The organism is Roseateles sp. SL47, assembly GCF_026625885.1.
GTDB lineage: Bacteria > Pseudomonadota > Gammaproteobacteria > Burkholderiales > Burkholderiaceae_C > Roseateles.
The window spans coordinates 2,935,873-2,960,293 of record NZ_CP113068.1 but is presented as its reverse complement, the minus strand read 5'-3'; the positions used below and the strand labels follow the sequence as shown (position 1 = coordinate 2,960,293).

Below are 24,421 nucleotides of genomic sequence, written 5' to 3'. Positions count from 1 at the left end.
GTCTAGGTGCTGATGGAATCGAACAGGCTGCCGGTATCCGCCATTTGCGACTGCAGGTTCTGCAATGCGGTGAACTGCTGGAGATAGCGGTTGTAGGCCTGGGTGTATTGGGAATCGAGCCGGGTCTGGCGGTCGGTCAGGCTTTTCTGCTGCGCCGTCACCGTGGCCTGGCGCGACTTGATCTGGCCGCTGGAACTGTCGGTCCAGACGTCCAGCGCCTTGTCAAAGGCTCCAAGCAGGCCGGAGGGTGCGGACAGCGTCGCCGAGCCCAGCACATCGTCCAGCGCGGTGGGGTTCGCGGTCAGGGTCTTGGTCAGCTTGGCACTGTCCAGGCTCAGTTGGCCGTAGCGGTCGATGTTGACGCCCAGGGCCCGCAGGTTGGAGCCGCCGTAGTCGGCGCGCAGCAGGCCGGAGAGCCGATCGCGCAGCGCCCGCACACCGGCATCCGAGGCAAAGGTCCCGGGCGTGGTGCTGTCGCCGCCCACGGCGGTGAGGTCCCCCAGCGCCTTGGACAGGGTGTTGTAGGCATCCACCAAGGTCTGCAGCTTGCTGGCCGTGGCGCTGTCATCGCGGGAGACGGTCAGCGTGGTCGGAGCATCGCCGCTGGCCTGAGCCTTCTTCAGCGTGACGGTCACACCGTCGATGGCCGTCAGCGTGTTGGACGACTGCTGCAGGCGCACGCCGCTGCCCTGCGCGCCCAGCCACACGATGGCGTCCTGCCCCGCCACCAGATCCTTCTGCTTGGTGGTGTCGTCCAGCGCGGTCTTGAGCGGCCCGCTCAGTCCGGAGGTGTCCAGGGTGATCTTGCCGCCCGCGCCGCTGACGCCGGAGGTCAGCAGCAATTGGGTGGCACCACCGACCGTCACCACCATCGCGGTCGCCTGACCGTTGGCGGCGGTGTTGATGGCCCGGGCAATCTCGGATTGGGAGAGGGTGCCGTCACCGTCGGAATCGGCACTGGCCAGATCGACATTAAAACCGCTGCCGTTGGCCAGTTGCACCGACATGCTGCCAGGGCCGGCCGGCACGGCGGGCAGGTCCTGGAAGGCCACCTGATGGGTGGTGGCCAGCTGCTCCACAAACAGCGGCGTGCTGGTGGGCTGGGCCTTGCCGGTGGCGGTGGCCGTCAGCACCGAGCTGTCGCTGGGGGTGGCGCTGTATTGGGTGATCGTCTTGCCGGCCGTGGACGACAGGCCGGTGAGCGCCGTCGAGAAAGCACTCAGCACGCTTTGCAGCTTGGTCAGGCCGGTCGAGGTGGATTGAGCCGCCTTGGACTGCGCGGTGATCAGGCTTTGCGCCGATTGGGTGTAAGCCGTGGCCAGGTTGGTGGCCATGGTGGTGGGGTCGAAGCTGGTCGTCATGTCAGGCACCTCCAAGGGAGTCGATGGGACTACCCTGGTTGAAGGCGACCGGATGGACGCAGTTCTTAAACATTCGACCCCCATTGCGTTGGGCCGAAGGCGGCCAGGCCGCCAAAGCCGGTGGCGGCGCCCCCTGAACGGGCGCTGCCTGCCCCGTTCTGGAGCGCCTGAGTGGCCACTTCGTCGTCACGTTTCTGCTCCCGGCGTTGAGCGTCCACCAGCGCGCGGGCATCCGCCAGGCTCAGCAACTGCTTGAGCGACGCCTGACGGCGGGCCGACTCCAGCGCCTGGGCCTGGGCCTGCGCGAGTTCAGCCTGCCGGCGCACCAGTTCCTGGCGCTGCTGGTCGGCCCAGGCCAGCATGGCCTGCTTGTAGACGGCGCTGTTCTGGGCCAGGCCCGGCAACTGGGTGCCCGCCAGGCTGGCATGGGCGCCCAGGGCTTCCAGGCGCTGCACCGTGCCCTGCACCCGCTGGCACAGCTGCTGCTGCGCCACCAGCTCGGCCTGCTGCCGGTCCAGTTGCAGTTGCTGCAGTTCCAGCAGTCGGCCCAATTGGCGCTGGGTGGTGGTCGGTGCGCTCATGCCAGCAGCTCCTGCAGACCTTGCCAGGTGGCGTCCAGCGGAGCGCCTTCATGGGTGCCCTGATGCAGAAACGCCTCGATGCGCGGCCACAGGGCCACGGCGCGGTCAGTGGCCGGATCGGCCCCCGGCACATAGGCGCCCAGCGGCATCAGCTCCCGCACCTGCTCAAAACGGGCCATCAGCTGTTTCACCAGCCGGGCTGCGTCCTGTTGCGGACGGCCGGCCACGAGCGACATGCAGCGGCTGATGGACTGGGCCACATCGATGGCCGGGTAATGGCCCCGCTCGGCCAGCGCGCGGGACAGAACGATGTGTCCGTCCAGAATGGCGCGGGCGGTGTCCACCACCGGGTCCTGCTGGTCATCGCCTTCGGCCAGCACGGTGTAGATGGCGCTCATGCTGCCGGCCCCTTCGCCATTGCCGGCGCTTTCCACCAGTTCGGGCAGCAGGCTGAACACCGAAGGCGGATACCCACGCGTGGCCGGAGGCTCACCCAGGGCCAGGGCCACTTCGCGTCGTGCCATGGCGTAACGGGTGAGGGAATCGATCAGCAGCAGTACATGCTGGCCCTGGTCCCGGTAATGCGCCGCAATGCTGTGGCACAACTCGGTGGCGCGCAGCCGCATCAGCGGAGATTCGTCCGCCGGTGCCACCACCACCACCGCACGCGCCAGGCCCGCTTCGCCCAGCGACAGCTCGATGAATTCACGCACTTCGCGGCCGCGTTCGCCGATCAGGCCCACCACAACCACGTCGGCCACGGTGTTGCGGGTGATCAGCCCCAGCAGCACGCTTTTGCCCACCCCGGAGCCGGCCATCAGGCCGACCCGCTGGCCTCGGCCGAGCGTCAGAAGACCGTTGATGGCGCGTACGCCGACATCCAGCGGCTCTTCCACCGGCCGCTTGCGCAGCGGATTCACCCGCGGCGGGACCGCCGCCAGCGGCAGGTCACCCCCCAGACGTCCCAAGCCGTCGATGGGCTCGCCCAGACCATTCACGATCCGGCCCAGCCACTGCGGCCCGATCATCAGATGGGCACGCTCCGGCATCGGCAGCACGCGCGCACCGGCAGCCAGGCCGTCCGGCTTCTTGAAGGGCATCAGATAAGCGACCTGGTCGCGGAAGCCCACCACCTGGGCGGCCAGCCAGTCGCGCACCGGCACCTCGGCGCCATCGGTCCGGCCGTCGCCGGAGGTTTCGATCAGGCAGCGCTGGCCCGTCCGCAGCGTGCAGCCGGCGGCTTCCAGGAGCAGGCCGGAGGCCCCCACCAGACGGCCGGTGGGGGTTGCCACCGGCACATCGCCCAGCTCCACACGGCGCAAGGCATGGCTGATCATGACTGATCCTCCAGCGGCATCGCAGCGGATTCGGAGGACGGATCTTCCGTCTCCACGCCCTCAGGCATGAGCTGGCCGCGCACCTGCGTCATCACGGCCGACAGGCGCTGGCGGCAGCCGGCATCGGCCTCGCGGCCGCCCGCCACCACCCGGCACTCGCCCGGCTCCAGCGCCGCATCGGGATGCAGTGTCCAGCCCTGGATGCGGTCCGGCGCGAGTTCCATCAGGCGCTCCCGGTCCTCGGGGTTGAGGTAGACCACCACGCCCTCGCGATTGGGCGACATGGCCGAGAGTGTTTCGTCGACCAGCGCCAGCAGTTGGGCCGGACGCAGGGTCAGCTCGGCGCGGATGACCTGCCGGGCCACCCGTTCAACCAGTTCCACCACTTCACGGCGGACCGCCGATTGATAGTCCTTCTGCAGTTGGCACAGGTGGGTCAGCAGCGTGTCCACGGCTGCCAGCGGACTGGCCAGCAGCGCCTTGGCATCGTCACGTCCGGCCGCCAGACCGGCGGCATGGCCGGCGGATTCGGCCGCGCTGCGCGCCTGCTCCTGCCCGCTGTGCAGGCCGCTGGCATACCCTTCCTCATAGCCGCGGGCCAGTCCTTCCTGGAAGCCCTGGGCCAGGCTGGCCTGGAGCTGAGCGCCACTGAGACCGGCGTTCGCGTCCTGGCCCCGCGACCCGACCTGGGCCAGCGGTGGAAAGCGATGCGGGCGCAGCGTCTTCATTCGACGACCGCCTCGGCAAACAGCTGCACCTGGATTTCGCCGGCATCGACCAGCGCCTTCACCTGCGCCATGATCTCGCTGCGCGCCTGTTCGACGCGGCTCATCGGCATCGGTCCGCCACGGCGCATCAGGTCCTCGAAGCTCTGCGCCTGACGACGCGGCATCGCGGCCAGGATGGCATCGCGCACCGCCGGCTCGGCGCCCTTGAGGGCCACGGCCCACAGTTCCAGCGGCACTTCCTCGATGAGGCGGGTGAGCGTGGCTTCGCTCTGGCGCGACAGCATGAAGAATTCATACATGCTGGTCTCGATCTCGCCGACCACCGCCGGATCATGCGCCCGCAGCAGCTCCACCATCTGCTGACGCTGCTCCGGCAGGCGGTTCAGAATTTCGGCGACCTGCTTCACGCCTTCCACCGTGGCACCCTGCTGGCCCAGGCCATTCAGGCAGCGCTCGACCAGCTCGTCCAGTTCCACCAGCAGGTCGGCATCCACTTCGGAGAGGCGGGCCATCTGCAGCAACACCCGGTCGCGGCTGGCGCTGGTGGTGTCCGGCAGCGCCGCCACCACCTCGCTGGCCAGGCCGCTGGGCAGGAAGGCGAGGAACACCGCCTGCATGCGCTGGTGCTCCTGGCTGATCTGTTCAGCCAGCCACTTCGGCGAGGCCCATTGCAGGCGCTGCATCTTCGGGCGGATGGCATCGCCATAGATGCTGTTGAGCACGCTGGTCGCAATCTGCTGGCCCAGGGCCAGGTCGAGCGAGCGCTTGAGGTAGGTGCGCGAGGCGCCATGCACCCCGCTTTGCTCGCGGTAGTCGTCAAAGAAGTCTTGCAAGGACGTCTTGACCCAGTCCACCTTGATGCCGGAGAGGCGGGACATGACCTGGGTCACGTCCAGCAGTTCCTCACGGGAGAGGCAGCGCAGCACGGCGGCTGCAGGCTCCTCGCCCATGCTCAGCAGCACGATGGCGGCACGTTCGACGGGGCTCAGCGACGCAGCGCTGCCCGGCGGGATGAAATCACTCGCTTCGGCCATTTTTCTTCTGCACCCATTGCTTGACGACTTCCGCCACCCGCTCCGGCTCCTTGGCCGCCAGCACCTTGAGGTGGTCCACCAGCACGTCCACCGGAGAGCCCGGTGGCGGCAGTTCGTAGTTCTCCAGCAGCGGCATCACCGGGGAGCTGCGGCCCTGCGCACTGGTGTGGCCCAGGGCGGGCGCGTCGGCCGAGGGGCCGCCCACGGCGGTGGGCGTGCCGGTGCCCAGCGGCTCCAGCGGCGTGATCTCCGGCCCCTGGCCCGGCCGGCTGCCCGGCTCGGCGCGGCGCTCGTCCGGCAGGCCCGAACGGCGATCGCTTCGGCCCCGTGCGCCGCTCATGCCCAAGGCATGCTGGCCCATGCGCAGCAGCGGGCGGGCAATCAGCAGATAGGCCAGCAGCGCAGCCACGGCATACCCGGCCCATCCACCCACTTCCACCAGCGTGTCGCGCTGCTGGTACCAGGGCTCGGCCACCGGCGCACCGGGGAAGGCCAGCGAAGACACCGTCAGCTTGTCACCGCGTGTCCGGTCCATGCCCAGGCCGTCGCTGAGCAGGCGTTCGATCTTGGCCACATCCTCCGGCGACCAGGTATTGGCGCCCCCCGGCGCAGCGGCCGTGTTCAGCAGCACCGCCACGCTCAAGCGCTCCAGCCGGCCACGGCTCTTGCGGACCTGGGTGATGCTGCGGTCGTAGGCGTATTGGCGGGTGGAAGCGTTCTTGCGCGCCACATTGCTGTTGCCCGCCGCGTCGTCCGGCCCCACTTGCGATGCCGAGGCGGCAGCGGCGGCCAGAGCGGCGGCCGGCCGGTTGCTCAGCGAGCCGGGAATGCCCAGCGCGATGCGCTCACGGTCCTGCTCCTCGCGGGTGGCCTCGTTGGTCACCTTGGGCGCATCGCCGTATTGCTCGCGGGTTTCCTGCACACGGTCGTTGTTGACTTCGGCGGTGACGCTGAGCCGGTAGTTCTGTTCGCCCAGCACGGGCGCCAGCAGCTCATTCACATTGCGGCGCACATCGTCCTGCACACGGCGCTGGGCTTCATTGCCTTGGGAAGCGCCGTCGAACCCCTCGCTGAGATCCACCCGCGACGACAGCAGGCTGCCCTGCTGATCCACCAGGCTCACCCGCGCGGGCTCCAGGTTCGCCACCGAGCCCGACACCAGATTGATGGCAGCGGCAATCTGTTCATGGCTCAGCGAACGTCCCGGCTTGAGTGTCACCACCACCGAGGCGGAGCTCTTCTGCCCATCATTCAGGACAAACGAACTGCTGCGTGCAATCGAGAGATGCACCCGGGCACTCTCCACCGCATCCAACGCCATCATGCTTTGCGCCAACTCCCCTTCAAGGCCGCGGCGGAAGCGGATGTCCTGCACGAACTGGCTGACGCCCAAGGGGTCGTTGCGGTCCATCAGCTCCAGGCCGGCGGGCAGCTTGGCCACCACCCCCTTGGCCGCCAGCAGCATGCGGGCCTTGCCCAGCTGCGATTCGGCCACCAGCACCTGTCCACTCTCGGGATGGAGGCGGTAGGCCATGTGCTCGGCATCCAGCACCGCCAGCACGTCCGCCGTGGGTACCCGCTCCTGATGGCCGAAGACCGGCTTGTAGCCAGCCTGGTCGCGCCACAGCAGCATCAGCACCAGCGCGGTGACCACGGCCGCCAGCCCCAGCAGCGGCAGCGCGCCGCGCAGGCCGGCACCGGCCGCCGGACCGGCCTTGCCCAGGCCGTTGAGCATCCCCTCCAGGCGCTGGCGCCAGGCGGGCGCCGCAGTGGTGGGCACGGTTTGCAGTTCGTTCATGGCGCGCGTCCCGACCTCAGAGCTGGAGCTTGATCAGCTCATCCACGGCGCCCACCACCTTGTTGCGCACCTGCATGAGCATCGAGAAGGACAGGCTGGCTTCCTGGCTCGCCAGCATGGCGCCCACCAGGTCATCACTCTCGCCCCGCTCCACCGCCTCCATGCGTTCGCTGGCGGCCTGGCCCTTGTCATCCACCCGGCGCAGGATCTGCTCGAACCCGCCCCCTCCAGGGTTATCGCTGGAGGCACCAACGAGTGCCTGCGCTTCATTTTGAAGGCGGACTGCGTCCTGACTCATGAGTGATTCCATGGCCATCTGGGCCACGGAGGACTGAATCGCCGACACTGACATATCAAGCTCCCTGAATAGATGGGTACATTTTCAGAACCGGTCAGATACTAATTTTTTGCTGAGCCAATCCCTCCGGAATATCCGGATGGTTTTCAGAGAATCGGGGTATTTCTCGACCGCAAACTGCCTCAATCAGCCTGCGCGATGTAAATATGTCTGTTTAGTTAAGACTGACACATTTGCAAACAATATGCCGATGACGGGCGATGGGGGTTTCACGAGGACGGCACTTTCGCAGCAAGCGCCCCTTCATCCCCGCCGCCGTCCGTGGGGCCATCGCCTGGCACTGCCGGCGATGGATCCGCAGGCTCGAGCGAAAGGCGCGTCGAGACGACGGCGACCGCTGCGGCGCTGACAAGACAGGGGAGGAAGAAATCGTCTGCTGCATGGCTTGACCGTCCTGTGTCACTTCAAGTGTCAAGACGGGCTCACCCTGGCGAACGCCAAGCAGGTCACAACAGGCCCGGGTGGGGCCTGGCAGGCATGTGCCTTGGAAGCACGCAGCACGTGCTTCGCAGACTCAGGTCTGGCAACCCCGCTATCGTGACCCGGCACCCCCGTGAGGGAGCGTGCCCGGTGGTAGACCGGAGGCTTTGCGACCCCGGCTTTCGCTCGGGTGTGCCCTGATGTGACGGACTGTAGTGGCTGCATCCGTACGCAACAAGGACTTCTTGTGCGGCGCCGCAAAGCAATATTTGGCAACGTGAAGAACTTCACATCCGACAACCACCAAATGACATATTGTGGACGCAAAACGCACGAATCGGCAATCGGATTGATAAATATGAAATCACTGACATGAAGACCCTCCGGTGTATAAGGCGACCCAAAGGCCGGACAACTTAAGTCGACCGGCATCTTGTTATTTGCTCCATCGGGGCCCATTTGCAATTCGCATGTGATTTTTTACCGACGCAGGGATTTGTGAATATCCTTTGAATCTAAAAAATGTGAGCGCCGATTCCTAGAATGAAGAGGTTATGGCTTTTGGCCTATTTGGATTCACCACGGATCGCTCATGACCAGCCCTGCCCTCTCCCCCCGGCCTGCTGCGCTTGATACGCGCAGCCTCGGCCGTCCGGTGCATCTGCTGCCTCGCGTGGCGGTTCGCCTGCGCGAAACGCTGCACCGCCAGCTCTGTCTGCCCTGGAACCGGCGCTATCACGCCCACTACGACTTGCGCGAGGTGACGCTGCAACCGCTGGACCGCGCCGCACGGGAAGCGGAAGCGCTGCTGGACCCGGACGCGGGCCGCTGGCTGCACGCCATGGGCCCCAGCGGCCTGGTGGCCTGCCGCATCGACCGGATGCTGGTGAACGGACTGATGGCCCGCCGCCTTGGCCTGGCCGCCGGCACAGCCGACCCAGCTCCCGGCGACCTCAGCGCCACGCCCATCACCGCCACCGAGGAGCGGCTGCTGCAGGCGCTGGCCCGTCAGGGATGCCAGCTCACGCTGCAGGGTCTGGCACAACTCGCGCAGCAGGGGCCGGACAGCGACGACGGCACGGCGGCGAGCGAGTTGCCCACGCTGCAGGTCGGCAGCCTGCCGACCAACAGTACCGATGCCTGGGAGATCACCCTGGTGGTGCGGGATGCCGACGCCCAGCCTGAACGCGACATGTCGCTGCGGGTGGTGTTGGACGGCGCCTATCTGTCACCGCTGCTGCGCCAGCTGGCCAGCCTGCATCGCGGTCCTTCACGTGCGGCGGTGGCGGTCCAACCGCTGGCGCGGCGGCTGACGCTGAAGCTGCAGGCCCGCCTGCTGGAGCAGGAGATGGAACTGGGCAGCGTGCTGGACCTGGCCCCCGGGTCCCTGATTCCGATTCATCTGGCCGATGCCACCGTGCTGGTGGAAGGCTCTGCCCTCATGCGTGCCGCCGTGGCCGAACACCACGGCAAGTTGTGCCTGACCTCTTTTGAAGACCTGGAGTGATTGATGATGAGTGATACCGACCTGATCGCCGGTCTGCTGAATGAGCCGACGGCTGAAGACATCCCGGTGGTGGATGCCCGCCCGCCGGCCCGCGACCTGCCGGCACTGATGCGCAAGATCCCGGTCACGCTGACGCTGGAGGTGGGCGAAGCACGCCTGTCCCTGCATGACCTTGCCCAGTTGCGGGCCGACAGCGTGTTGGAACTGGACACCCTGGCGGGTGCACCGCTGGTGATCAAGGTCAATGGCACCGCCATCGGCCATGCCGAGGTGGTGGTCAGCGGTGACAGCCATGCGCTGCGTGTGCTGGACATCGACGGGCTGGACCTGTCCTCGCTGGGGTGAGCATGCACGCCACCGCCGAGCTGCCACGCCAGCGCGCTGATCACGGATCGCAGCGACCTCAGCGGCGCCTGAGCTGTCTGCGCCGGTGGCCCGCCCTGCTGGCGGCGGGTGGCCTGGCCCTGGCCTGCCACCCGGCGGTGGCCACCACCATCAAGATTGCGGGCGGCAACACGGCGGGCGGCGGCGGGGAATTCACGCTGAAGACCCAGGTGCTGGTGATCATGACCCTGCTCGGGCTGCTGCCCGTGCTGGTACTGATGATGACCTGCTTCACCCGCTTCGTCATCGTGCTGTCGCTGCTGCGCCAGGCGCTGGGCCTGCAGCAGGGCCTGCCCAACCGGCTGGTGACCGGCGTGGCCTTGATCCTCACCATCCTGGTGATGCGACCGATCGGGGTGCAGGTCTACGACGAAGCCCTCAAACCTTATGACGACGAGAAGATCACCCTGAGCCAGGCACTGCGCGTGGCCGAGGCGCCGATCTCGCGCTTCATGCTGGCGCAGACCAGCAAAAGCGCGCTTGCCCAGATCGCCCAGCTGTCCGGCGAGTCCGCCGTGACCAAGCCGGAGGACCACAGCTTTCCGGTCAAGCTGGCGGCCTTCACCTTGTCCGAGCTGAAGACGGCCTTCCAGATCGGCTGCATGCTGTTCATCCCCTTTCTCGTCATCGACCTGGTGGTGTCGTCGGTGTTGATGGCCATGGGCATGATGATGCTGTCGCCGCTGGTGATCTCGCTGCCGTTGAAGCTGCTGCTGTTTGTGCTGGTGGACGGTTGGACACTGACGGTCAATACGCTGGTCTCCAGCGTGCGAGGCGTGGGCGGCTGAGCCCGGGCGGAGTACACCATGACGCCCGAAATTGCGATCGACCTCATTGGCGAAAGCCTCAACCTCACCCTGGTCCTGGTGCTGGTGCTGATCGTGCCCGGCCTGCTGGTGGGGCTGATGGTGGCCCTGTTCCAGGCCGCCACCCAGATCAATGAACAGACCCTGGCCTTTTTGCCGCGCCTGCTGGTGACGCTGCTGGTAGTGGGGGTGGCCGGGCGGTGGATGGTGGGGCTGCTGATGGACTTCTGCGTGTCCGTCTTTGAGCGCGCCGCCCAGTGGGTGACCTGAGGCAAGCGCCGTGGACATCGACTTCGGGCAGCTGATCGTGTGGCTCTCCGCCCTGTGGTGGCCGTTCTGCCGCGCCATGGCGCTGCTGAGTGCCGCGCCCACCATCGGCGATGCCGGCATGCCGGTCGCCGTGCGGGCGCTGCTGGCACTGGTGCTGGCCGTGGTGCTGATGCCGGTGTCCCAATCGACCTCGCTCACCGTGCCCGTCTTTTCGCTCCAGGGGGTGGTGGTGGCCGCCGAACAGGCGCTGCTGGGGCTGGTCTTGGGTCTCACGTTTCACCTGGCGATGGCCGTCATCGGCGTGCTGGGCTTTCTGCTGTCGTCGCAATTGGGTCTGGCCATGGCCGTGCTGAATGATCCGATCAATGGCAGCTCCTCCGATGTGGTGGGCGCGCTCTTGAACGTGCTGTGCGTGCTGGCCTTCTTCAGCATGGACGGCCATCTGCTCTTCACCGCCGTGCTGGGCGAAAGCTTCCGCGCCTGGCCGGTGGGCGCGGGCCTGTCGCTGATCACCTTGCAGAACCTGGTCTACAACCTCGCCTGGGTGTTCTCTGCGGCCTTGCTGCTGGCGCTGCCGGTGGTGGCCGCCACCCTGGTGGTGCAGGTGGGCATGGGCTTTCTGAACCGGGTGGCACCGGCCCTCAATCTGTTCTCGCTGGGCTATTCGCTGGTGACGCTGTTCGGCCTGTTCATGCTCACCCAGATGCTGTCGACCGTGCCCGCCCACTATCTGCGCATGACCCAGCACCTGCTGCAACTGATCGAACAGGGCATGCGGGCCCCGGGAGGCGCCCATGGCTGACAGCAGCAGCGGCGACAAGACCGAAAAGCCGTCGGAGCAGAAGCTGCGCAAAGCCCGGGAGCAGGGTCAGGTGGCCCGCAGCAAGGATGTGGGCGCGGCCGTGGGCCTGCTGCTGGGGCTGAAGCTGCTGGTGGCCCTCGCGCCGCACTACCTCGAAGATATCGGCCGGTTGTTCCGCCTGGTGCTGGCACCGCTGGACGGGGATGCCGGCCTTGCCGGTCTGGACGCCCGCTGGGGCGACACGGCCCATGAAGCGCTCTGGCTGATGGGCTCGATGGTGCTGCCGCTGCTGGCGCTGCCGGTGGCGGTGATCCTCGCGGCACAACTGAGCGGCGGGCTGGCCTTCGCCACGCAGTTGTGGGCGCCGCAATGGTCGCGGCTGAGTCCCCTGTCCAACCTCGGGCGGCTGTTCAGCCCCAAGCATTACAGCGACTTCGGCGCGACGCTGCTCAAGACCCTCGGGGTGCTGGGCGTGTTGCTGTGGGTGGTGAGCCGCATGGCACCGGACTATGTGCGTCTGCAGGGCCTGCCGCTGCAGGAAGCGCTGCTGCAGTCCGCGAGCCTCGTCATGGATGCGCTGATCACGCTGGCCATGGTGCTGGTGCTGTATGCGGCGGTCGATGTGCCGCTGCAGCGGCTCTTCTTTCTGCGCGGCCAGCGGATGAGCAAGCAGGAAGTCAAGGACGAATACAAGCAGAACGAAGGCCGGCCGGAAGTGCGCCAGCGCATCCGGCAACTGCAGCAGCAACTGGCACGCCGCAGCATCCGCAAGGCGGTGCCGGAAGCCGATGTGGTGATCGTCAATCCGCAGCACTATGCCGTGGCATTGCGCTACGACAGCAGCCGGGCTGAAGCCCCGTATGTGGTGGCCAAGGGGGTGGACGAGATGGCGCTCTACATCCGCCAGTTGGCGCGAGAGTTCCAGGTCCAGCAGCTGGAACTGCCGCCGCTGGCCCGCGCGCTCTACAACACCTCCCAGGTCCAGCAGCAGATTCCCGCCGCGCTTTATCAGGCGGTGGCCCAGGTGCTCAGCTATGTGATGCAGCTCAAGGCCTTCCGCGCCGGGCAGCGCAAGACCGAACCTCAGTTGGCGAACGACCTGCCGGTGCCCGCGCATCTGGCGGACCCGCCGCCCTCTCCTTCTTCAGATCCGCGCCCATCCGAGGACCGCCGATGACTCCCTCCCCCACCTTCAGCCAGCGGCTGCGCGACCTGCGGGTCGCGGCGCCGCTGTTCCTGCTGGCCATCCTGGCCATGGTCATCCTGCCGATGCCGCCGGTGTTGCTGGACGTCCTGTTCACCTTCAACATTGTGCTGGCGCTGGTGGTGATTTTGGTGAGCGTGAACAGCAAGCGCCCGCTGGACTTCTCCATCTTCCCCAGCGTGATCCTGGCCACCACGCTGATGCGGCTGTCGCTCAACGTGGCCTCCACCCGGGTGGTGCTGCTGCACGGCCATGAAGGGACCCATGCCGCCGGCAAGGTGATCGAGTCCTTCGGCAATGTGGTGATCGGCGGCAACTTCATCGTCGGCCTGGTGGTGTTCGTCATCCTGATGGTGGTGAACTTCATCGTGGTCACCAAGGGCGCGGAGCGCATTTCCGAGGTGTCGGCCCGCTTCACCCTGGATGCCCTGCCCGGCAAGCAGATGGCCATCGATGCCGATTTGAATGCGGGCCTGATCAATCAGGAGCAGGCCCAGAAGCGGCGCAAGGAAGTGGGGACCGAGGCGGACTTCTACGGCGCCATGGACGGTGCCAGCAAGTTCGTGCGCGGCGATGCCATCGCGTCCATCCTGATCCTGCTGATCAACCTGATTGGTGGCGTGGCCATTGGCGCCATCATGCATGGGCTGAGCCTGGGCGAAGCCATTCGCCAGTATGGGCTGCTGACCATTGGTGACGGGCTGGTGGCGCAGATCCCAGCGCTGCTGCTGTCGGCCGCCGCCGCGATCATCGTCACGCGGGTGAGCGACTCGGGCCAGTTGGAAACCCAGGTCAGCGAGCAAATGCTGGCGTCGCCGCAGGTGCTCTACAGCGCGGCCGGCGTGATGATGGTGCTGGCGCTGATTCCCGGCATGCCGTGGATGGCCTTCAGCGCCTTTGCGATTGCACTGGGGTATGCCGCCTGGCGCATGAGCCGGGCGCCGCGCGACAAGGTGCAGCCCGCCGCTCCGGTGGCCGCGGCCCTGGTGACCGCAGCGCCGCCAGACATGGACTGGCGTGCGCTCCCCGTGGTGGAGGCCGTGTCGGTGAGCCTGGGCTTCAAGCTGGTCAGCCTGATTGACCCGGCCCAGGGCGCGCCGCTGCAGACCCGGGTGCGGGGCATGCGGCAAAGCCTGAGCGAGACGCTGGGCGTGCTGCTGCCCACGCTGCAGGTGCGCGACGACCTGTCGCTCAAGCCCAATCAATACGCCATCTCGCTGAGCGGTGCGGTGGTGGCCCAGGCGGAGCTGTATCCGGACCGGCTGATGGCGATTGCCTCCGGCCAGATCTATGGCGATGTGGACGGCATCCCCGGCTTTGACCCCGCCTACGGCATGCCGGTGACCTGGATCACGCCGGAGGACAAGGCCCATGCCCTGGGCTTGGGCTACCAGGTGGTGGATGTGCCCAGCGTGGTGGCCACGCATGTGTCCAAGGTGGTTCGCGAGCAGTTGCCAGAGCTGCTCCGTTTTGATGACATGGCGGCCCTGGTGGAGCGGCTCAACGCCATCGCGCCCAAGCTGGGGGCGGCGCTGGACAAGGCCTACACCCATGCCCAGTTGCTGAAGGTGATCCGGTTGCTGCTGACCGAGGGGGTGTCGGTGAAAGACATCCAGACCATCGCCTCCACGCTGGTGGAAAACGCTGAAGCGACCAAGGACCCGATCCTGCTCGCCGCAGAAATCCGCTGCGCGCTCAAGCGTCAGATCGTGGCCCATTTGCAGGGGCCTCAGCAGGCCCTGGGCTCGCTCAAGGTGTTCAACCTGGGCAGCGAGCTGGAGAACCATCTGCTGAATGCGCTCAACCAGGCCCGCGCGGGCGGCGCCAAGGTGCAGCTGGACAGCTTCCCGGTGGACCCGCAATTGCTGTCACAGCTGCAGCAGCACATGCCCGGCGCCCGGGACCAGATGAAGGCCCAAGGCAGCGCGCCCGCCCTGCTGGTGATGCCGCAGGTGCGGCCCCTGCTGGCGCGGTATGCGCGCTTGTTTGCCCCCGGGCTGGCCGTACTGTCTTACAACGAGGTGCCGGATCAGAAGGAGATCGCGGTGGTCGGCACGCTGGGCTGAAGCTGAGCCTTGCCGAATTCCTGCTGCAGCAGGCGATCAAACAAGGCCTGCTCGTCATCCCAGCAGAGGTCCTGCGCCTGGGGCGCATTCCAGGAGAAGCCCATCATCGGCATCAGGCCGGAGCCCGATGTGCGCGGGTCCAGCACGCGCGTGCTGTAGTCCGCCAGACCGGCCCAGTGGGCCCGCTGCATCGCATCCGGTGCCTTGGCCGCAGCGGCCAGCATCTGCTGACGGAGGGTTTTCATCTCCTCGCGCATCAGCGGCTTGCTGTCATCCACCGCCACACCCGGGGCATTGATGCGCTCGGCCAGCAGCTCCAGATACCCGCGTTGCAGATTGCGCCGCAGCGGGGTGACCCGTGCGCCGGTGGGCAGCTCGGTGAAGATGCCCTGACGCAGATCCAGCAGCAACTGGTCGACGCCATAGGCCTTGTCGCCCAACAAGGCGGACTGGTCCTGCAGGCGACGGGTTCGACCAAGATCCAGCAAATAACGCAACAGTGAGCGCTGGTAGACCTGCACCATCAGATTGGGTTCCCAGGCGCGCAGGCGTTCGGTGACCGTGGGCTCCAGCAGCCATTGCGGCGTGGCAAACAGCTGCTCGTTGAGCAACTTCACCGCGCGCGCCTGCTGGGCGCGTGGCGTGGCCTCGGAGATCGGGCCCGGCTGATCGTTGTGCTTGTTCTGGATGCGATAACTTCCCACCACACCGATCACATGGCTCAGCTCACGCGCCCACTGCCCGGCGGTGGCGCGATAGAGCTGCTCCAGGGTGCGGTCATCCTGGCCATCACGGGGGGCCGTCGTCGGCAACTGCCGGACGATCCGCTTGAGATTGCGGATGCCCAGGCTGGTGGCCGTGACCGGGTCGGCATCGCCCACCGCTTCCACGTTCTCGCCCGAATCACCCCCATCGGCCTTGGGCGAAGAGAAGCGCAGCCAGGGCTTGTGGTCCTGTTCCCGCGCCCAGGCATTCAGCGTGGGCAGTTCCTCCTCCGGCGTCTTGGCCGATGGGATCGGCGTGTAGCCCCAGCGGGTGGCAAACACGTCGTAGGGGCCGATGCCCGGAATCAGCAGGGCCGGATCCACCTTGTCCTCTGGCTGGACCAGATAGTTGAAGCGGCTGTAGTCCATCAGCGACGGCACATGGCCCATGGTGCGCAGCCATTCCGGATCCCGCAGTTTTTCCACCGGATACAGCGAGCTGGCCTTCATGTTGTGCGGAAAGCCCAGCGCATGGCCGACTTCATGGGCCACCACGAAGGTGGCCAGTTCGCCCAACAGGTCGTCGGGCAGCGGCAGTTGCCGCGCACGTGGGTCCGCCGCGCCCGCCTGGGTGACATACCAGTCGCGCAGCAGTTGCAGGATGTTGTGGAACATCACGACGTTGGCATTGAGGATCTCACCGCTGCGCGGGTCGCTCAGGTGCGGGCCGTAGGCATTGGGCACCGGCGACGGCACCCAGCGGATGATGCTGTAGCGCACATCCTCGGGATCGAACTCCGGGTCTTGCTCCTTCGTCGGGAACGGCCGGGCCTGCACCGCATTCTTGAAACCCGCCGCTTCAAAGGCCTTGTTCCAGGCTTCGACGCCTTTTTTCACATAGGGCACCAGGGCCTCGGGCGTGGCGCTGTCGATGTACCAGACGATGGGTTTGACCGGTTCGCTCAGGGGGGCGTCCGGTTCCTTCTTCTCCAGCCGCCAGCGGGTGATCATCCGGTCGCGCTTCAGGTCCTGACCACTCCCCCCGAAATCCACGACGGACACACTGAAGAAGCCGACCCGGTCGTCCATGAATCGCGGGCGCATCGGTGTCTGCGGCAACTGGACGATGTTGTAGGCCACATTGACGCTGCCCGCCCGCGATGGCGTGGCCGGCGGCATCACCGGCATGCCGGTGATGAGGGTGGGCTGGGCGCCGATCTGATAGGTTTGCACCGCATCCACCCGCACGCTGCCCGGGAAGGCCTTGGTCTGCTCCACATAACTGCGGCTGGGGTCCGGCCCGCTGCCGCGCAGCATGGCACGGGCGCTGAAGTCGCCCACCTCGCTCAGGAACAGGCGGCTGACTTCAATCACCGGCGCGCCGTCCTTGCTGAGGGCTTCGATGGGGAAGCTGGCAAGGATGGGGTCCCGCTGGGACCGCTGAACCGCCTCCGCATTCGGCTTGGACGGGTCCGCCACAAACGCGTGGGAGATCTGCTGCAGATAGAGCCGGTTGTTCTTCTGGACAAAGCGCACCACATCTTCATTCAGCGCCCGCCCCACGTGCTCCACGCCGGCGGGCACCTGGGTGGCGGTGGCCACCATCAGCAGCGGCTGGTCCAGCAGGGTCTTCGGGATCTCGAAATACAGCCGCGACTTGATGGTGTGGATCTTGAACAGGCCGTCCTGCGTTTTGGCGTCGCCAGTGATGACCTTGTCGTAGGGCTTCGGTTCGTTCGGGTCCGGGAGGGAGGGGGCGCTGGCGGCCGAGGCCACCGGGGTGGCCCCCAGCGGCACACGCGCCAAGGGCACCACCGGCCGTGCGCCGGAGGCCGGCTGCGCCGCCGCCTGGGCCGCAGAAGCCGCCTTCGCGGGTGCGCTGGCTGAATTGTTCGTGGCGGTACCGGGGGCGGCACAGCCTCCCAGCATCACCACCGAGACCATCGTGAGTCCGAACTGTCTTTTCATCGATCCCTCTGGGAAAACCCTTCCGTTGGAGCGATGCTAGCGTGTGCGTGGCGGCGGCGGCTCTGAAGGGCGAAATTCTCTGGCGCCTGGCTGTCGCGACGGGCGACCAGCGCCATATCCAAACAGCCTGCGGCCCATCGTGGCCTTGAGGCTGACCGGCGGCATCTCCGTGCTGCGGATCACACGCAGCCCGCGCCCACCCTCGGACGCCCCCCCCCGCCGGGTCACTCCGAACCCAGCAACGCCATGAGCCGCAATGCCGCTGGCGGCAGGTAGGCATTGGTGCGGTGCGTGATGACGAGGCGGCGCTTCATCGTCGCCTCCTTCAACGTCACCTCGCGCAGCGGATAACGGCCCGCTGAAAAATCCAGGTGGCGCCGCGAGACAAAACTCAGCAGCCCCGTCTCCGCAATCAGCGCCGGCAGCATGTGCAGCGTGCTGCTTTCAATCTGCACGTCGGGCGGCGGCAAACCGCGCCTTTCAAAGGTGTGGTCCAACCAGTCCCGCGTCGGCGCACCGGGGGGTTGCAGCACCCAGCGGTAACGCGCGAGTTCCTTCAGCGTGGGCGTGAGCTTGAAGATCTCATGCCTGGCGCTGGCCGCCACCACGACCTGATCCTCGATCAGGCGCTTGGACACGAAGCCCGCCTCGGGCCGTCCTTCGGTCCCCACCACCAGGTCGAGCTCGCCGCCGCGCAGCATCGGCATCAGGGCATCCACCAAGGCCACCGTCGTCTTCAGACGCACGTCCGGCGCTTCCACCAGCAGCTTGCGGACGGCCTGCGGCAGCTGAAACTGGGCGGCAGTCGGCACGATGCCCAACCGCACCACGCCGGACAGGCCACGGCCGATATCCCCCACCTCCCGTTGCGCGTCCTCGACATCAAAGCGCAGACGCTGTGCCCAGCGCAGCATCACCCGGCCAGCCGGCGTGAGGCGGATGCCGCGGCCCGCCCGCTCGAACAGCGGTGCGCCCGTTTCCTTTTCCAGACGGCGGATGGCCCCGGTCAGGGCCGGTTGCGTGCGGTGCAGACGTTCGGCGGCCTGCCCCACATGCTGCAGCTCGGCAATGGTTTCGAAGTAGCGCAGGTCTCGCAGGTCCATGACGGATTCCAAAAGCTTTATTGATTGAATCCAAAGAATAATCGATTGGATTGGATCTTTTATTGCTTTGATACTGGCCCTCAAGACCCCACCAGAAGGGGCCCCATTGGAGACACCTGTGAGCATTCAAGAACGCCTTCCCCGACGATCAGGCGCTGCACCCACGCTGGCCCGAACCGCGCTGATGGCCCTGGGCCTCGGACTGGCCTGGAGCCTGAGCACGGTTGCCCTGGCCCAGACCTACGGCAGCAAGCCGATCCGGGTCATCGTGCCCTTCCCGCCGGGCGGTGGCACCGACCTCATCGCCCGCGAGACCACGCAGGCGGTGGCCAACAACACCAAGTGGGTGTTTGTGATCGAGAACAAGCCGGGCGCGGGCGGCAATCTGGGTGTGGCCGAAGTGGCCAAGGCTCCACCGGACGGCTACACGCTGGTGCTGGGGCAGACCAGCAACCTCAGCATCAATCCTTCCCTCTATGCGCGTCTGCCCTACAACCCGTTGAAGGATCTGGCGCCGATCACGCTGGTCGCGGACGCGCCCCTGGTCTACGTCACCAGCGCCAACTCGCCGTTCAGGTCCATGAGTGACGTGGTCCAGCAGGCCAAGGCCAAGCCGGACGCGATCAACTTTGCCTCCAGCGGCAACGGCACGGTGTCGCACCTGGCCTCGGAGCTGCTGCAGCGCACGGCCGGGGTGAAGTTCACCCATGTGCCGTACAAGGGCGTCGGCATGGCGCTCACCGATGTCGTGAGCGGCAATGTGGATCTTTACCTGAGCAGCCTGCCGACGCTGCTCGGCCACATCCGCCAAGGCAAGCTGCGGGCGTTGGCCGTCACCTCCGACAAGCGCCTGCCCGAGATCGCCAATGTGCCGACGCTCGGCGAGGCGGGCTACAAGGCTGCAGCCAGCACCACCTGGTTTGGTTTCCTCGCCCCCGCCGGCACACCACCGGACGTCATCGCTCGGCTGAATGCCGAGTTCAACAAGGCGCTGAAGCAGCCGGCCCTGGTGAAGAAGATGAACGATGAGGGTGCCCGCATCGTGACCAGCACACCGGCCGAGTTTTCCCGCCTGATCCAGGCCGACCTGACGCGTTGGGGCACGGTCGTCAAGGAGGCGCACGTCAGCATTGATTGAGCCCTGCTGCCGCGCGACAGAGATCCCACTTCGCTTCAGAACCGGCCCGTACCGGTGGAGTTTCCCCATGACGCAAGCTTCTTCGCTGCCCGATGTCATTCGCGACATCCAACGCCTCGCCCCGGACGTGGTCCGTCAGGCCGCTGCCTTCCCGTCGTCCATCCTGGCGGATGTGGCTGGCCGTCGCGGCGCCCTGCACGGCCGGATCCAGCCCCTGTCTCCGAGCATGCGCTTTGCCGGCACTGCAGTGACGGTGGAAGTAAGGCCCGGGGACAACCTGATGATTCACGCCGCCATGGCGGTGGCCCAGCCTGGGGATGTGATCGTGGTGGATGGCAAGGGCGATCTATCGTCCGCGCTGATGGGCGAAATCATGTCGCAGCAATGCGTGGCCCTGGGCATCGCCGCCGTCGTGATTGACGGTGCCGTGCGCGACAGCGAGGCCATCCGCGAATTGGGGTTTCCGATGTTTGCGGCCGGCCTCAACCCGAACGGCCCGACCAAGTCCATCGCCGGGCGTCTCAACCATCCGATTTCCATCGGCGGCGTGACCGTGAACCCCGGGGACCTGGTGGTGGGAGACGCCGACGGCGTGACGGTGATTGAACGCCACAAGGCCGAGTCCCTCATTCCGCTGGCCCATGAGAAGGTGAAGGCGGAGACCGCCCGCATCGCCGGCATCCGCAATCGTGAAGCCCTGCGTCCGGCCTGGCTGGAGGCTGCGCTGCGTGCGGCCGGCGTGATCCGGGAAGGAGAAACGCTGTGAGTGCGCCAGTGATTCTGGTGACCGGTGCCGACCTGGCCCCCCAGGCCCGCGCGCTGCTGAGTGACTATTCGCTGGTCTTCGCCGGCAGGACGCCGACCGAAGAGGACATCGTGGCCCTGTGCCGCGCGCAGGACCCGGTTGGCATCATCGTGCGCTACAGCAAGGTGGGCGATGCTGCCATGGCAGCAGCCCCCTCCTTGAAAGTCATCGCCAAACACGGCAGCGGCACCGACACCATCGACAAGACGGCGGCAGCAGCCCGTGGCATTCAGGTGTTGGCCGCCGCAGGCGCGAATGCAGCGGCCGTGGCCGAACACGCGCTGGCGCTGATGCTGGCCTGTGCCAAGTCGGTGGCAACGCTGGACGGGCGCATGCGCCAGGGCCATTGGGACAAGGCCACGCACAAGAGCCTGGAACTGGAAGGCCGCACCGTGGGGTTGGTGGGTCTGGGCGCCATCGGGCAACGGTTTGCCCGCATGGCGCAGGCGATGGGCATGCGCGTGATCGGCTTCGACCCGTTTGCGAAGGAGTGGCCCGCGTTCATCACGCGGGTCGAGATGGAGGACATTTGGCGGGAGTCCGATGTCATCTCCTTGCACTGCCCGCTCACCCCGGACAACGCCAGGATGGTGAATGCCGAATCGCTGGCCCGGTGCCGACAGGGCGTGATCCTGATCAACACGGCGCGTGGAGGGCTGGTCGACGAGCCGGCGCTGTGGGCTGCGGTGCAGAGCGGCAAGGTGTTCGCGGCGGGGCTGGACAGCTTCAGCGTGGAACCGATGCCGGCGGACCACATCTTTTTGTCGGAACCGCGCATCCTGCTGAGCCCCCACATTGGCGGCGTGACCGCCGACGCCTACGTGAAGATGGGCGTGGGCGCCGCCGAGAATGTGTTGAAGGTGCTGGCCGAGGCTCCAATGCGGCGGGCCTTCTGAGACGATCGGCAAGTGTCATAGGATCCAGCATCCATCCACCATCACCACCGGCTGATGGTTGCTGACCAACGATCCATGATGCACCCGCCGACATGCCTCGCTCCTGCCGCAACTGCCGTCTCCCTACCGACTCACTGCTGGGCCGGTTCATTGGCAGTTGGACCGGCGGCTTGTGCCTGCGCTGTGCCGCCCAGTGGCGCCACAGTGCGAAGGACGCACCGGTACTGGCGGACACGTCCTTATGGTCCGAGGCCAGCAAGCGGTCGCGCTCCTACGAACCGGGCACGGCGACGCACTACTTCGACGAGTTCTACTGGTGCAGCCATTGCCGCAAGCCAGCCGTATTCACGGCCCTGCAGCAGAAGCACGCGTATGAAGTGGAAAAGCGGTATCTGTTCCAGACCCGCAAACTCTGCGACCCCTGCCATCAGTCGATGACGTCGCGGCGGAACATCCAACATTGACCGCAGCGGAGTGCGGCGCTCCCCGGGCCGCCCGTCCGAATGGACGGACGCCCGCAGAAGCACCGCTAGACGGCCTCAACCTCAGGACTTGGTGACACGGAACCAGTTCAGGTTGTAGCCGCCATTGCGAACGGCAATGCCGAACTTGCGTTGACCGGCCGCCAGTGTCACCGTGTGCTTGACCGTCACCCAGTTCTGCCAGCCCCCGGTGGCCGGAATGTTCACCGCCCCATACACCACGCTGCCGCCCGCCTCCTCCAGTTGAAGCGTGCCGCCGCCATTCAGGCTGGCCACCCGATATTCAATGGTGTAGGTACCCGCAGTCGCAATGTTGACGGTGGGGTAAGACAGCCAGTCGCCGGCATCCAGATACGCCACATTCAACCCGCCGCCGGAGTCGGTGGTTGCTTCCGTCTGCACACCGCTCATGGCGTCGAAGTTCTCTGCCTGGATGAGAGTGCCGCCATCCACCGGGTCACCCGGACGGCTGATGTCCAGCCAGTTGATGTTGAACCCGCCCGACTTGGCCAGCAGGCCCAGCGTCTGCTGGCCTGCCGGCAGTGACACGGTCTGTGTGACCGTGGTCCAGGTCTGCCAGCCGCCTGTGGAAGGCACGTTGACGGTGCCATAGACACTACCGCCGCCGCCCTGCTCCAATTGAATGATGCCGCCGCCGGATGCACTGGCCACACGGTACTTCACGACATAGCTGCCGGCTGCCGGCACATTGACGTCATAGGTCATCCAGTCGCCGGTCTCGATGTAGCCGACATTGCTGCCGCCATTCGTATCCGTCGTGGCCTCCACCTGCACGCCGGACATGTTGCAATAGGTCTCGGCCTGGATCTGCGCGGGAATGGCCACCCGGGTGCAGCCCGGCGTGGGGGTCGGTGCAGCGGGCCAGCCGCTGATGATCTGCTTGACCAGCGTGCCGGAAGGGGTGAGTTGACTGGCGGACCATCCCCCCTGCCCGCTGGCCCCCGACACCAGGGCCGAAGCACCCTCGGCCTTGTCATTCAAGGCCCAGTTGGCATTGCTGATGCCCTTGGCCTTCATGAAATCCACCCAGGCCCAGGTTTCGCTGGTGGCCACGGCCCCGTCGCCACTGGCGCCCACCGAACCCCATTCGGTCACGAACAGGGCTACACCGTTGTTCAACGCGGTCTGGGCCTTGTCTCGCAGCCACTGCCCGTGGCTGCCGGCATAGAAGTGAAGGGTGTAGGCAATGTTGGCGCCACTGATCGGGTCACGCGAGGCCACATCCACATCCTGCGACCAGTTCGGTGTGCCCACAATGATCAGGTTGTCCGGGTCAATGGCGCGAATGGCGTTGATCACCGCCTGGGCATAAGGCTTGAGGGTGCCGCTCCAAGAGATGTTGAGCGGTTCGTTGTAGACCTCATAAATGACGTGATTGTTCTTGCCATAGGTCCGCGCCATTTCTTCGAAGAAGCTCACCGCCTGCGAGCGGTAGTCCTCGGCATGATGGCTGTGCCAATCGATGATCACATACATGTCATTGGCAATGGCGGCATCCACCACGGCCTTGACCCGCGCCTTGTTGCCGGTGGGGTCCTGCAGATAACCACCGCCTTCATCAACGCCCATGGCCACACGAATGACGCGCGACTTCCAGTCATTCTTCAGCCAGCTCACTGCATTGGCGGTGTAGTACTTCTCACCGCCCCAGCCGGTGTTGCTCCAGAACAGGCTGTTGCCCGCGAAGCTGGCGGGCTGGCCACCGGCCAGCACTTTGTTGCCACTGACGGAAAGCGGTGCCACGTCGGCCATGGCCAGGCCGGTTTGACCAATGAGCAATGCGGCCAGGAGTGCCTGGCAAAGAGAAGTCATCTTCATGGTGAAGCCTTTCATTACCAATGAGTAAGAAGCGGACGATCACCCCTCCCAGGGCTACGTGAACGCTGAACGGAGTGTCCACGTTGTGCATTCAACGCGCCCCTGTCAAGCCGCAACAGTTGGCAACTTACGGCGATCTTCAATGAGCGATAGCCTGCCCTCTGCTGGGAGGAATGGACCTTTTTCAATGACCAATGACGCAACTGGACACAATCTACTGGCAGATTCATTGCATTGAATCCAGCGGAGCTTGAGCCTGGCATTTGGCGCGTCATTGAATCGAGGTGTCCATTCATTGGACAGCGTCACTGTTTCAAGGGGCACGAATGCGCCATGCCTGCCCCTCTGTTGTCAGGCCAAGGGGCCGGGCGCCAGGACGGTGATGGGAGACATCCGCACATAATCTTTCATGCATGCCAAGCTCCCCCTCGACTCTGCCGACCTGCTGAGCACCCTCCGCGCCCTGGAAGTGGAACTGCACCATCCAGGCGTTCGCTGTAGCGAAGAACGGCTGCGCGCCCTGATGCATCCCGAGTTCGATGAAGTCGGGCGTTCAGGACGGATCTACACACTGGAGACAGTGACCCGGTTTCTGCTCTCCGACCATGAGCCGCCCGATGTCGTGCCGGACGCCTTTCGCGTGGTGCGCCTGGCCGAGGACATTGCGCTGCTCGCCTACCGCAGCGCCCACCGCTCTGCGGACGGAGGGTTGACGCTCCACACGCTCCGGTCGTCGGTCTGGATGAAGACAGCGGTGGGCTGGCAATTGCGCTATCACCAGGGCACACCCGCTGCAGAGCCGTGGTGAACCCGGCGAGCTTTGGCTCACA

At 66.1% G+C, this 24,421-nt stretch carries 22 protein-coding genes and 1 riboswitch; of the genes, 12 read left to right on the top strand and 10 right to left on the bottom strand.

Annotation, left to right across the window (positions count from 1 at the left end; genetic code table 11):
* Positions 1–2: 2 nt before the first annotated feature.
* The 7 genes from fliD to OU995_RS12875 form a co-directional block, all read right to left on the bottom strand.
* Positions 3–1,361 (bottom strand): flagellar filament capping protein FliD, encoded by a 1,359-nt coding sequence (fliD, locus tag OU995_RS12905; RefSeq protein WP_267835953.1) that lies wholly within the window; start codon positions 1,359–1,361, stop codon positions 3–5.
* Between the two features lie 65 nt (positions 1,362–1,426).
* The gene (locus OU995_RS12900; protein ID WP_267835952.1) at positions 1,427–1,942 is read right to left on the bottom strand and encodes a hypothetical protein; all 516 of its coding nucleotides are present in this window, start codon (positions 1,940–1,942) and stop codon (positions 1,427–1,429) included.
* Positions 1,939–3,279, bottom strand: coding sequence for a flagellar protein export ATPase FliI (gene fliI, locus OU995_RS12895; RefSeq protein WP_267835951.1), 1,341 nt, complete (start codon positions 3,277–3,279; stop codon positions 1,939–1,941). The genes OU995_RS12900 and fliI overlap by 4 nt, the downstream gene beginning before the upstream one ends.
* On the bottom strand, positions 3,276–4,007 hold the full coding sequence (gene fliH, locus OU995_RS12890) for a flagellar assembly protein FliH (RefSeq protein WP_267835950.1): 732 nt from the start codon (positions 4,005–4,007) through the stop codon (positions 3,276–3,278). The genes fliI and fliH overlap by 4 nt, the downstream gene beginning before the upstream one ends.
* Complete coding sequence (locus OU995_RS12885) at positions 4,004–5,041, bottom strand: FliG C-terminal domain-containing protein (protein WP_267835949.1); 1,038 nt, start codon at positions 5,039–5,041, stop codon at positions 4,004–4,006. Before OU995_RS12885 ends, fliH begins: the two co-directional genes overlap by 4 nt.
* A complete protein-coding gene (fliF, locus tag OU995_RS12880) occupies positions 5,025–6,839 on the bottom strand; it encodes a flagellar basal-body MS-ring/collar protein FliF (protein ID WP_324288747.1) in 1,815 nt (604 codons plus the stop codon). The genes OU995_RS12885 and fliF overlap by 17 nt, the downstream gene beginning before the upstream one ends.
* Positions 6,840–6,855: 16 nt before the next feature.
* Entirely contained in the window at positions 6,856–7,137 is a 282-nt protein-coding gene (locus OU995_RS12875; RefSeq protein WP_267835948.1) for a flagellar hook-basal body complex protein FliE, read from the bottom strand.
* A gap of 579 nt (positions 7,138–7,716) precedes the next feature.
* A riboswitch (cyclic di-GMP riboswitch) is annotated at positions 7,717–7,824 on the bottom strand.
* Positions 7,825–8,209: 385 nt separating this feature from the next.
* Between OU995_RS12875 and OU995_RS12870 the strand changes: the two genes are divergently transcribed.
* The 7 genes from OU995_RS12870 to OU995_RS12840 are packed head-to-tail and all read left to right on the top strand — an operon-like array spanning position 8,210 to position 14,656.
* Positions 8,210–9,124, top strand: coding sequence for a FliM/FliN family flagellar motor C-terminal domain-containing protein (locus OU995_RS12870; protein WP_267835947.1), 915 nt, complete (start codon positions 8,210–8,212; stop codon positions 9,122–9,124).
* A gap of 3 nt (positions 9,125–9,127) precedes the next feature.
* Complete coding sequence (locus tag OU995_RS12865) at positions 9,128–9,469, top strand: FliM/FliN family flagellar motor switch protein (protein ID WP_420714857.1); 342 nt, start codon at positions 9,128–9,130, stop codon at positions 9,467–9,469.
* Positions 9,470–9,471: 2 nt separating this feature from the next.
* Positions 9,472–10,296, top strand: coding sequence for a flagellar type III secretion system pore protein FliP (fliP, locus tag OU995_RS12860; protein WP_267835946.1), 825 nt, complete (start codon positions 9,472–9,474; stop codon positions 10,294–10,296).
* An 18-nt stretch (positions 10,297–10,314) separates the two neighbouring features.
* Positions 10,315–10,584, top strand: coding sequence for a flagellar biosynthesis protein FliQ (gene fliQ / locus OU995_RS12855; protein ID WP_267835945.1), 270 nt, complete (start codon positions 10,315–10,317; stop codon positions 10,582–10,584).
* A gap of 10 nt (positions 10,585–10,594) precedes the next feature.
* Positions 10,595–11,386, top strand: a complete 792-nt coding sequence (locus tag OU995_RS12850) for a flagellar biosynthetic protein FliR (RefSeq protein WP_267835944.1) — start codon at positions 10,595–10,597, stop codon at positions 11,384–11,386.
* A complete protein-coding gene (gene flhB, locus OU995_RS12845) occupies positions 11,379–12,563 on the top strand; it encodes a flagellar type III secretion system protein FlhB (RefSeq protein ID WP_267835943.1) in 1,185 nt (394 codons plus the stop codon). The genes OU995_RS12850 and flhB overlap by 8 nt, the downstream gene beginning before the upstream one ends.
* The gene (locus OU995_RS12840; RefSeq protein WP_267835942.1) at positions 12,560–14,656 is read left to right on the top strand and encodes a flagellar biosynthesis protein FlhA; all 2,097 of its coding nucleotides are present in this window, start codon (positions 12,560–12,562) and stop codon (positions 14,654–14,656) included. The genes flhB and OU995_RS12840 overlap by 4 nt, the downstream gene beginning before the upstream one ends.
* Here OU995_RS12840 and OU995_RS12835 read toward each other — a convergent pair.
* Together OU995_RS12835 and OU995_RS12830 are read right to left on the bottom strand one after the other, a co-directional pair.
* A complete protein-coding gene (locus OU995_RS12835; protein ID WP_267835940.1) occupies positions 14,620–17,328 on the bottom strand; it encodes a zinc-dependent metalloprotease in 2,709 nt (902 codons plus the stop codon). The two genes, OU995_RS12840 and OU995_RS12835, sit on opposite strands and share 37 nt — an antisense overlap.
* A gap of 224 nt (positions 17,329–17,552) precedes the next feature.
* Positions 17,553–18,431, bottom strand: coding sequence for a LysR family transcriptional regulator (locus OU995_RS12830; protein WP_267835939.1), 879 nt, complete (start codon positions 18,429–18,431; stop codon positions 17,553–17,555).
* A gap of 184 nt (positions 18,432–18,615) precedes the next feature.
* On the opposite strand from OU995_RS12830, the gene OU995_RS12825 reads away from it, so the two are divergent.
* From OU995_RS12825 to OU995_RS12810, 4 genes are all read left to right on the top strand, one after another.
* Entirely contained in the window at positions 18,616–19,569 is a 954-nt protein-coding gene (locus tag OU995_RS12825) for a Bug family tripartite tricarboxylate transporter substrate binding protein (protein WP_267836252.1), read from the top strand.
* 67 nt (positions 19,570–19,636) lie between these two features.
* Positions 19,637–20,335 (top strand): RraA family protein, encoded by a 699-nt coding sequence (locus OU995_RS12820; protein WP_267835938.1) that lies wholly within the window; start codon positions 19,637–19,639, stop codon positions 20,333–20,335.
* Positions 20,332–21,270, top strand: coding sequence for a hydroxyacid dehydrogenase (locus tag OU995_RS12815; protein ID WP_267835937.1), 939 nt, complete (start codon positions 20,332–20,334; stop codon positions 21,268–21,270). Before OU995_RS12820 ends, OU995_RS12815 begins: the two co-directional genes overlap by 4 nt.
* A 92-nt stretch (positions 21,271–21,362) precedes the next feature.
* Complete coding sequence (locus OU995_RS12810; RefSeq protein ID WP_267835936.1) at positions 21,363–21,734, top strand: zinc-ribbon domain containing protein; 372 nt, start codon at positions 21,363–21,365, stop codon at positions 21,732–21,734.
* An 81-nt stretch (positions 21,735–21,815) separates the two neighbouring features.
* Here OU995_RS12810 and OU995_RS12805 read toward each other — a convergent pair whose 3' ends face one another.
* A complete protein-coding gene (locus OU995_RS12805) occupies positions 21,816–23,591 on the bottom strand; it encodes a carbohydrate-binding protein (RefSeq protein WP_267835935.1) in 1,776 nt (591 codons plus the stop codon).
* Between the two features lie 409 nt (positions 23,592–24,000).
* On the opposite strand from OU995_RS12805, the gene OU995_RS12800 reads away from it, so the two are divergent.
* Positions 24,001–24,399: a DUF4440 domain-containing protein gene (locus OU995_RS12800; protein ID WP_267835934.1), complete on the top strand. Its 399-nt coding sequence runs from the start codon at positions 24,001–24,003 to the stop codon at positions 24,397–24,399.
* Positions 24,400–24,421 lie beyond the last annotated feature (22 nt).

Excerpts from the sequence above, each read along its gene's own strand:
- fliH (WP_267835950.1), bottom strand. The coding sequence starts at position 4,007 with ATGAAGACGCTGCGCCCGCATCGCTTTCCACCGCTGGCCCAGGTCGGG.
- OU995_RS12840 (WP_267835942.1), top strand. The coding sequence starts at position 12,560 with ATGACTCCCTCCCCCACCTTCAGCCAGCGGCTGCGCGACCTGCGGGTC.
- fliQ (WP_267835945.1), top strand. The coding sequence starts at position 10,315 with ATGACGCCCGAAATTGCGATCGACCTCATTGGCGAAAGCCTCAACCTC.
- flhB (WP_267835943.1), top strand. The coding sequence starts at position 11,379 with ATGGCTGACAGCAGCAGCGGCGACAAGACCGAAAAGCCGTCGGAGCAG.
- fliF (WP_324288747.1), bottom strand. The coding sequence starts at position 6,839 with ATGAACGAACTGCAAACCGTGCCCACCACTGCGGCGCCCGCCTGGCGC.
- OU995_RS12900 (WP_267835952.1), bottom strand. The coding sequence starts at position 1,942 with ATGAGCGCACCGACCACCACCCAGCGCCAATTGGGCCGACTGCTGGAA.
- fliD (WP_267835953.1), bottom strand. The coding sequence starts at position 1,361 with ATGACGACCAGCTTCGACCCCACCACCATGGCCACCAACCTGGCCACG.
- OU995_RS12825 (WP_267836252.1), top strand. The coding sequence starts at position 18,616 with ATGGCCCTGGGCCTCGGACTGGCCTGGAGCCTGAGCACGGTTGCCCTG.
- OU995_RS12810 (WP_267835936.1), top strand. The coding sequence starts at position 21,363 with ATGCCTCGCTCCTGCCGCAACTGCCGTCTCCCTACCGACTCACTGCTG.
- OU995_RS12835 (WP_267835940.1), bottom strand. The coding sequence starts at position 17,328 with ATGAAAAGACAGTTCGGACTCACGATGGTCTCGGTGGTGATGCTGGGA.
- OU995_RS12875 (WP_267835948.1), bottom strand. The coding sequence starts at position 7,137 with ATGAGTCAGGACGCAGTCCGCCTTCAAAATGAAGCGCAGGCACTCGTT.
- OU995_RS12820 (WP_267835938.1), top strand. The coding sequence starts at position 19,637 with ATGACGCAAGCTTCTTCGCTGCCCGATGTCATTCGCGACATCCAACGC.
- OU995_RS12865 (WP_420714857.1), top strand. The coding sequence starts at position 9,128 with ATGATGAGTGATACCGACCTGATCGCCGGTCTGCTGAATGAGCCGACG.
- fliP (WP_267835946.1), top strand. The coding sequence starts at position 9,472 with ATGCACGCCACCGCCGAGCTGCCACGCCAGCGCGCTGATCACGGATCG.
- fliI (WP_267835951.1), bottom strand. The coding sequence starts at position 3,279 with ATGATCAGCCATGCCTTGCGCCGTGTGGAGCTGGGCGATGTGCCGGTG.
- OU995_RS12830 (WP_267835939.1), bottom strand. The coding sequence starts at position 18,431 with ATGGACCTGCGAGACCTGCGCTACTTCGAAACCATTGCCGAGCTGCAG.
- OU995_RS12805 (WP_267835935.1), bottom strand. The coding sequence starts at position 23,591 with ATGAAGATGACTTCTCTTTGCCAGGCACTCCTGGCCGCATTGCTCATT.
- OU995_RS12800 (WP_267835934.1), top strand. The coding sequence starts at position 24,001 with ATGCATGCCAAGCTCCCCCTCGACTCTGCCGACCTGCTGAGCACCCTC.
- OU995_RS12885 (WP_267835949.1), bottom strand. The coding sequence starts at position 5,041 with ATGGCCGAAGCGAGTGATTTCATCCCGCCGGGCAGCGCTGCGTCGCTG.
- OU995_RS12870 (WP_267835947.1), top strand. The coding sequence starts at position 8,210 with ATGACCAGCCCTGCCCTCTCCCCCCGGCCTGCTGCGCTTGATACGCGC.